Annotated in this window: 7 protein-coding genes; 2 read left to right on the top strand and 5 right to left on the bottom strand. The window is 74.3% G+C overall.

Annotated features, from left to right (window positions below; all coding sequences use genetic code 11):
• Positions 1–128: 128 nt before the first annotated feature.
• From LCE31_RS32720 to LCE31_RS32710, 3 genes are read right to left on the bottom strand one after another with little or no spacing between them, the layout of a single operon-like run.
• Positions 129–539 carry a RidA family protein gene (locus tag LCE31_RS32720; protein WP_225020912.1) on the bottom strand — a complete coding sequence of 137 codons (411 nt, stop codon included), beginning with the start codon at positions 537–539 and terminating at the stop codon, positions 129–131.
• Complete coding sequence (locus LCE31_RS32715; RefSeq protein WP_225020910.1) at positions 536–1,300, bottom strand: IclR family transcriptional regulator; 765 nt, start codon at positions 1,298–1,300, stop codon at positions 536–538. The genes LCE31_RS32720 and LCE31_RS32715 overlap by 4 nt, the downstream gene beginning before the upstream one ends.
• Entirely contained in the window at positions 1,297–2,472 is a 1,176-nt protein-coding gene (locus tag LCE31_RS32710) for a sugar kinase (protein ID WP_441349430.1), read from the bottom strand. Before LCE31_RS32710 ends, LCE31_RS32715 begins: the two co-directional genes overlap by 4 nt.
• A 100-nt stretch (positions 2,473–2,572) precedes the next feature.
• Between LCE31_RS32710 and LCE31_RS32705 the strand changes: the two genes are divergently transcribed.
• Positions 2,573–3,859 (top strand): alanine racemase, encoded by a 1,287-nt coding sequence (locus tag LCE31_RS32705; protein WP_225020906.1) that lies wholly within the window; start codon positions 2,573–2,575, stop codon positions 3,857–3,859.
• Between the two features lie 10 nt (positions 3,860–3,869).
• Positions 3,870–5,504: an N-acyl-D-amino-acid deacylase family protein gene (locus LCE31_RS32700; RefSeq protein WP_225020903.1), complete on the top strand. Its 1,635-nt coding sequence runs from the start codon at positions 3,870–3,872 to the stop codon at positions 5,502–5,504.
• Between the two features lie 51 nt (positions 5,505–5,555).
• Here LCE31_RS32700 and LCE31_RS32695 read toward each other — a convergent pair whose 3' ends face one another.
• Together LCE31_RS32695 and LCE31_RS32690 are read right to left on the bottom strand one after the other, a co-directional pair.
• Complete coding sequence (locus tag LCE31_RS32695; RefSeq protein WP_225020901.1) at positions 5,556–6,893, bottom strand: MFS transporter; 1,338 nt, start codon at positions 6,891–6,893, stop codon at positions 5,556–5,558.
• Positions 6,890–7,636 (bottom strand): winged helix-turn-helix domain-containing protein, encoded by a 747-nt coding sequence (locus tag LCE31_RS32690; RefSeq protein ID WP_225020899.1) that lies wholly within the window; start codon positions 7,634–7,636, stop codon positions 6,890–6,892. Before LCE31_RS32690 ends, LCE31_RS32695 begins: the two co-directional genes overlap by 4 nt.
• Positions 7,637–8,037: the final 401 nt, after the last annotated feature.

Below are 8,037 nucleotides of genomic sequence, written 5' to 3'. Positions count from 1 at the left end.
CCCTGCACCCGCCCTCCCTCCGCGCGCCGCTCCCCCCCCCCCCCCCCCGCGGCGGGGGGGGGGCGCCCGCGCCCCCCCGCCCCCCGCCCCCCCCCCCCCGCGCGCCGGGTCCAACCGGTTCAGCCGGTTCAGCCGAGGACGGCCAGGGCGTCGATCTCGATCAGCAGGCCGGGGGGCAGGCCGACGTAGATGGTCGTACGGGCGGCCGGCGGGGCCTGGAGGTTCTGCTCGGCGAAGTACGCGTTGTAGATCTCGTTCAGCTCGGCGAAGTGGTCCGTGTCGGTCAGGTAGACGCGCATCATCATCACGTCGTCCCAGCTCGCGCCGCCCTCCTCCAGGATCGCCTTGACGTTGGCGAGGGTCTGGAGCGTCTGCTCGCGCAGCGTGGGGCCCGCGGGCGTCGGGGGCTGGCCGGGGACGGCCGGCAGGAAGCCGACCTGGCCCGCGACCTGGAGGATGTTGCCCTTGCGCACGCCGTGCGAGAACTTCGCCGGCGGCTCGGTGTGGGTGGCGGGGGTCAGCGCGGTCTTGTCGCTCATGCTGTTGCTTCCTTGGGTGGTGTGGTGCCTGCGTACTCCCTGCTGATCGCGTCCGCGGTGCGGCGGACGTGCGGCAGCAGGCCGAGGAGTTCCTCCGCGGTCACGACGACGTTCGGTGCCGAGAGGGACATCGCGGCGACCACCCGCCCGTCGGGGCCCTTGATCGGAGCGCCCACGCAGTTGATGGACTCCTCGTGGCCACCGAGGTCGGTGGCCCAGCCCTGGTCGCGCACGACGGCGAGCTCCCGGAGGAACGCGGTCGCGTCGGGCGTCGAACGGGGCGTGTACATGGGGTAGTCGAGGCGTTCCGCGAGCGCGCGCCGCTCCGGTTCCGGGAGGTCGGCGAGCAGCAGTTTGGCGACCGCCGCGACGGTGATGGGGACGGGCTTGCCGACCCGCGAGTACATGCGGACGGGGTAGCGGCTCTCGACCTTGTCGATGTAGAGGACCTCGCGCTCCTCGTAGACCGCCAGGTGGACGGTGTGTCCGCAGCTCTCGTTGAGGGCCATCAGGTGGGGGTGGGCGACGTCGCGCACGTCGAGGTTCTCCACGGCCTCCTGGGCGAGGGCGAAGAGCTTCGCGCCGAGCCGGTAGCGCTGGTCGCGCTGGCGGTGCACGAGGCCGTGCTCGTTCAGGGTGCGCAGCAGCCGCAGCGCGGTGGACTTGTGCACGCCGAGTTCGCCGGCGACGGCGCCGAGGTCGGCGGGGCCGCGCGCGAGCAGCGGCAGGATGCTCAGGGCGCGGTCGACGGTCTGGCTCATGGCGTACGCACATCCCCGGCCCGCTCCGTACCGGCCGCTTCCGTACCAGACCGCTCCGTACCGGCCGGTTCCGCCCCGGCCGACTCCGTACCGGCCGTTTCCGTTCCAGACCGCTCCGCCTCGGTCGCTTCCGCCCCGGAGGCCGCGTCGGCGCGGCCCGCGTCCGTCCAGCCCGCCGACAGCCGCAGCGCCGCCCACTCGTCCTCGCCGAGTGCGGCCAGCCGGTCGGCGTGCGCGGGGTCGGGCGGGACGCACACATCGGCCTCGGCCGTCAGGACGGCGGCCGCCATGAGGTGGCCGTGCCGCAGCCGCTCGGCGGGCGCGAGGCCGCGCAGGGTCGCGGACAGCACGCCCGCGGCGAAGGCGTCGCCCGCGCCGACCGGCGCCACGACGTCCACGCGCAGCGCGGGCACGGTCACCGAGGTGCCGCCGGTGAAGAGCGTCGCGCCCGCGGACCCGCGCTTGACGATCAGCGTCGCGGGTTCGGGCAGGGCCGCGCGGATGGCCTCGGCGCCGTGCACGTCCCACGCCTGGGCGGCCTCGTCCTCGCCGACGAAGACGAGGTCGGCGCCGCGCGCGAGGTCCAGCAGGACGCGGGGGCCCGCCGCGTCGCGCCACAGCCGGGGCCTGTGGTTGACGTCGAACGACACGAGCGGCCTGCCGGGCCGGCGCGCGGTGAGCGTTTCGAGGAGGGCGAGGCAGTCGGGCGAGAGGGCCGCGGTGATGCCCGAGAGGTGCAGGACGCGGCAGTCGGCGAGGGTGTCGAGCGGCATGTTGGCCGGGGACATCGCGGAGGCCGCGGAGCCCGCCCGGTAGTAGGCGACCTCGTGGGCGGTGGCCGCGCGGTCGTTCGCGGTGCGGAAGTAGACGCCGGTGGGGCGCGCCTCGTCGCGCCGTACGGCTGAGGTGTCGACCCCGTACGCCGCTATCGCCTCGACCAGGTGGTCGCCGAAGCCGTCGGCGCCGACCCGGCTGACCCAGGCGGCGCGGTGGCCGACGGCGGCCAGCGCGCAGGCCACGTTGGACTCGGCACCGCCGATGGTGCGGGCGAAGGAGGGCACGTCCGCGAGGCGGCCGGGCCGCGACGGCACGAACGTGACCATGGACTCGCCCACGCACACAACCTCGGTCACTCGCCGGCTCCTCCCGATTGACCCGATGTCGGCTCGGATGTTAGACAACGATGAGCGTCATGCGCAACGCGCGTTGCAGCATGTGCAATATGAGCAGTATCCCTCACCACAGGCGACTCACCACGCAGGAGCGCATCGCATGGGTCCAAGCAGCGAGGAGGCCGTCGGGGGCCTCGCCGACGTCCGTGTCGACCACCGGTTCAAGGGCCTGCCGCCCGACGCGGAGGGGCTGACCGTCGGCGAGCTCGCCGCCGAGCGCCGCTCCCTGTTCACGGGTGGCTTCACCACGCCGGTGCTCGCCCTGTCGGCGGAGCGCGTCGAGCACAACCTCGCGCAGCTGGAGACGTACGCGAAGCGCCACGGCCTGGACTTCGCGCCGCACGGCAAGACCTCGATGGCGCCCCAGCTGTTCGCGCGGCAGCTGGCGTACGGCGCCTGGGGCATCACGGCGGCCGTCCCGCACCAGGTGCGCGTGTACCGGGCGTACGGGATCGGGCGGATCTTCCTCGCCAACGAGCTGGTCGACGCCTCCGCCCTGCGCTGGCTCGCCGGGGAGCTGGACGCCGACCCCGACTTCCGCTTCGTCTGCTACGTCGACTCGGTGCGCGGCGTGGAGCTGATGGACGAGGCGCTGCGCGCGGCGGGCGCGCGGCGCCCCGTCGAGGTCGTCGTGGAGCTGGGCGCGGGCGAGGGCGCGCGGACCGGTGCCCGTACGGAGGAGCAGTGCGCGGCGGTCGCCGGCGCGGTCGCCGCCGCCCGCACGCTCCGGCTGACGGGCGTCGCGGGCTACGAGGGCGAGGTGCCGCAGGCGGACGGCGAGCGGGTGCGGGCGTATCTGCGGCGCCTGGTGGCGCTCGCCGCCCCCCTCGACGCGGACGGCCGGTTCGCGGGCGCGGAGGACATCGTGGTCAGCGCGGGCGGCAGCGCCTGGTTCGACGCGGTGGCGGACGTGTTCGCCGAGATCCCCGAGCTGTCGGCGAAGGTGCTCAAGCTGCTGCGGTCGGGCGCGTACGTCTCGCACGACGACGGCCACTACCGCCACCTCACGCCGTTCAACCGGGTGCCGGAGGAGGGCGCGCTGCAGCCCGCGTTCCGGCTGTGGGCGCAGGTCGTCTCGCGCCCGTCCGGGGAGCAGGCCTTCGTCAACGCGGGCAAGCGGGACGCCGCGTACGACCTGGACCTGCCGGAGGCGCAGGTCGTACGGGACGGGCGGACGGGGGAGATCCGGGCGGCCGAGGGCATCACGGTCACCGGCCTGTCCGACCAGCACGGCTGGCTCGCCACCGCGCCGGACGCCCGCGTCGAGGTCGGGGACTGGCTCGGGATGGGCCTTTCGCACCCGTGCACGTCGTTCGACAAGTGGCAGCTGATCCCCCTGGTCACCGCCGACGGCACGGTCACGGACCTCGTCCGTACGTTCTTCTGAGGAGTACGGCGTGGATCTCGTCATCCGTGGCGCGCGGGTCGTGGACGGTTCCGGCGGCCCGTCCTACCGCGCCGACGTGGGCCTGGACGGCGGCCGGATCGTCTCCGTCGTCCGGGAGGGCGGCGGCTCCCGCCCGTCCGGCGCGCGGACGCTCGACGCGGACGGGCTCGCCCTGTCCCCCGGCTTCATCGACATGCACGCGCACAGCGACCTGGCGCTGCTGCGCGACCCCGAGCACGTCGCGAAGGCGGCGCAGGGCGTGACGCTGGAGGTGCTCGGGCAGGACGGCCTGTCGTACGCGCCGGCCGACGACCGGACGCTCGGCGAGATCCGCCGCACCATCGCGGGCTGGAACGGCGGCGGCCCCGGCGATGCGTCCGTCGGCTTCGACTGGCGCACGGTCGGCGAGTACCTGGACCGGCTCGACGGCGCGTTCGGCGGGCGGGGCATCGCGGTCAACGCGGCGTACCTGGTGCCGCAGGGCTCCGTGCGGATGCTCGCGGTCGGCTGGGACGACCGCGGGGCGAGCCCGCACGAGCTGGACCGGATGCGGCAGTTGGTGGCCGAGGGCCTGGAACAGGGCGCGGTCGGCATGTCCTCGGGGCTCACCTACACGCCCGGCATGTACGCGGACGACGCCGAACTGACCGAGCTGTGCCGCGTGGTGGCGCGCTACGGCGCCTACTACTGCCCGCACCACCGCAGTTACGGCGCGGGCGCGCTCCAGGCGTACGCGGAGATGGTGGACCTCTCGCGCACGGCGGGCTGCGCGCTGCATCTCGCGCACGCCACCATGAACTTCCCCGAGAACGAGGGCCGCGCGTCGCAGCTCCTCGCGCTGCTGGACCGGGCGCTCGCGGACGGCGCCGACATCTCCCTGGACACGTATCCCTACACGCCCGGCGCCACGACGCTCGCCGCGATGCTGCCGAGCTGGGCGAACGAGGGCGGCCCCGACGCGGCCCTCGCCCGCCTCGCCGACCCGGCGACGGCCGGGAAGATCCGGCACGACCTGGAGGTGACCGGCTCCGACGGCTGCCACGGCGTGCCCATCGACTGGGACACCATCGAGATCTCCGGGGTGACGACGCCGGAACTCGGCCCGTACGTGGGCCGCTCGGTGGCCGCGTCGGCGCGCGCGGCGGGCGAGGAGCCCTGGACGGTGGCGCTGCGGCTGCTGACACGGGACCGGCTGGCGCCGACGATCCTCCAGCACGTGGGCCACGAGGAGAACGTGCGGCGCATCATGCGCCACCCGGTGCACACCGGGGGCAGCGACGGCATCCTGCACGGCAGCAAGCCGCACCCGCGCGCGTACGGCACGTTCCCGCGCTATCTGGGCCACTACGTACGGGAGCTGGGCGTGCTCGGCCTCGAGGAGTGCGTGGCACACCTGACGTCCCGGCCCGCGGCCCGCCTCCGCCTGGCCGACCGGGGCCTGGTACGCGAGGGCTACCGCGCGGACCTGGTCCTCTTCGACCCGGACACGGTCGCGGCCGGCTCCACGTTCGACGCCCCGAGGACGCCTCCCACGGGTATCCCGTACGTCCTGGTCGGCGGCGCCTTCGTGATGGCGGACGGCCGCCGCACGGACACCCTGGCAGGCCGGGCGGTACGCCGCGGGGCGGACGGCACGGCGGCCTGAGACGGCCCCGGGACCGGCGGCCCCGCCTTCCCCTCCTCCACTACGCCGCTCTCAGCGCCCCGGGGTGTCGGTCCCCGAGGTGACCGGTACGTCGCGCAGCCCGCGTACGGGCGAGGCCAGTAGCCACAGGAACGAGGTGAGGGCGCCCGCGACGGCGATCCACAGCGTGGGACGCAGGCCGATGGAGCCGGCTAGCGCGCCCCCGGCGAGGGAGCCCAGGGGGCGGGTTCCGTAGTTGACGGTCCGGTAGGCGCCGAAGACCCGTGAGCGCAGGTCGTCCGGCACGCCGCCCGCGAGGATCGAACCGACCGCGACGTCGAGCCACATCACTCCGACTCCGGAGCCGAACTCGGCGGCGAGGAGCAGCCCGACGACCATGGGGGCCGGTCCGTGCGCCGCCGGGATCAGCAGCATCGGGGCGGGGTAGGCGATACAGCCGAGGATGAAGGTGCGGCCGATGCCGATGCGTCCGGCGAGGGGCCCGGCGCACGCGGCGCCGAGGAGGCCGCCGACGGCTCCGGCGCCCAGGACCGTGCCGAGCAGCCCCGGGCTCAGCCCCAGGGTGGTGGTGGCGTACAGCACGAAGAGCGCGTTCACCATGAAGGTGAAGAGGTTGACGGTGGCCGTGGCGCCCAGAGAAGCCCGTACGACGGGTGAGCGGGCGATGAAGCGCCGCCCCTGCGCGAGCCGGCCGGGCGCGCCGCGCGCCGGCGGTGGTTCGGCCGGCGCGATGCGCGACAGGAACAGGGCCGAGGCGACGAAGGAGAGTGCGTCGCCCAGCAGGGCGAGCGGCGCCGAGAGCAGTTGCACCAGGACACCGCCGACGCTCGGCCCGACCACCTGCGACATGGCCCTGTTCCCGTTGGTCAGGGAGTTGCCCTCGACGTAACGGTCCGGTGGCACCAGTGCGTTGAACAGAGGGGCGTCGCAGACGTCGAAGAAGACCGCGAGGGTGCCGGCGGCGAACGCCACGACGTAGAGGTGCACCAGTGTGAGCGCGTGGAGGGCGTAGGCGCACGGGACGGTGGCGATGAGGGCGGCGCGCCCGAGGTCCGCGGCGATCATGACACGGCGCCGGTGGGCCCGGCGGTCCGCCCACCCTCCGGCATGCAGGGCGAAGAACAGGTTGGGCAGCCACGACGCCGCCGTCAGGTATCCCATCTGCGCGGCGTCGGCGTGCACGGCCAGGACCCCGATGAGGGGGATCGCGATCGAGGAGAGCTGGTCCCCCAGCAGGGATATCCCCTGCCCCGACCAGTAGCGGCGGAAGGCCCTGTCCCGCAGCAGGCCGGGTATCCGCGGCAGGCCGGGTATCCGCGCCGCGCTCCTCCGGCGCGCCGCCGGAGCGTTCGCGTGCCGCGGCGGCTCCTCCACGGGGGGCGTGCTCACGGGTCCGTGTCCGCGGAGCCGTCCTGGCCTGCGGTACCGGCCGGGCCGCGTCGGTCCTCGGCGCCACGGCTCCCGGTACCGGCCGGGCCGCCACGCTCCTCGACGCCGGACGCGGCGCCGCCGCGGTCCGCCGGGCCGGTCGGAGCGCCAGGGGCCGCGGTGTCTGTCGGGAAAGCCAGATGCAGCAGGGAGACCGGACGCGTGTCGCGGGCGGGCCCGGCGGAGTCCGGGCCGTCCGCGCGCTGGAGGTAGGGCCGCACCAGTTCCTGGATGCTGTTGTTGAGGTCGAGCAGTTCGGCCGCCGTCACACGCAGCTGGTAGTCGCCGAAGTACGCGGCCTCCCGCCACTCGGCGGACTCTTCGGGCATCGCCCCCACCCAGCGCGCCGAGAGTTCGAAGTACTGCTCGGCCATGGCCAGTTGGAATCCCTGGGTGGCAGCGGCCACCGCGGGGTCCCGGGGCGCCGCGTCCCAGCTGGTGAACATCGCGGTCGCCCGCCACGGCTTCTCCCGGCCGCGCCCGCCGCCCGCCTCCTCCACGAGTCCGTACTTGGCGAGCTGGCGCAGGTGGAACGAGCAGCTGGCGACGCTCTCGCCGACGACGCCTGCGGCCTGCGTGGCGGTCAGGGGTCCTTCTCTGCGCAGCAGCCCGACGAGAGCCATCCGCGTCGGATGGGCGTACGCGCGCAGCGCGCGCGGATCGGTCAGGCGGACGGAGCTGGGGGGCGAACCATGATCGGGCATGATGTAAAGCTATCTTTAGAAAGAGTTCTTTACAAGCGAAGGACCAGCACCTTTCCCATCCCGTCCGAGCCCAAGCTCCATGATTCTTTTGTTACTTTGTGACATTCCTGTGCGAACGCATCCGCGATGCCATTTCGCTCGTCTCACCCCCCGACACGGTTTTCGGGGTGGGGAGCGGGTAGCGCGATGAGGCAGGCCGCCGCGGGTACGCGGATACGCCGAGAGGTTTACCGGAGGGCAGGGACGCAGGGGGCGCCGGCACGGATATCCGGCCGGGGACCGTCACGGCGGCGCGCGCGCGGGCGGGCCGCCCCGCCCGCGGCCGGGGCCGCGGCGCTCGCGGTCCTGCTCGCGGGGTGCGGCTCCGACCCCGTGCGGGCGGGCGGCGTGAAGCCGCAGTA

The organism is Streptomyces sp. 8L (assembly GCF_020176795.1).
In the GTDB taxonomy this organism is placed as follows: domain Bacteria; phylum Actinomycetota; class Actinomycetes; order Streptomycetales; family Streptomycetaceae; genus Streptomyces.
This window is presented reverse-complemented; position numbering and strand designations above follow the sequence as displayed.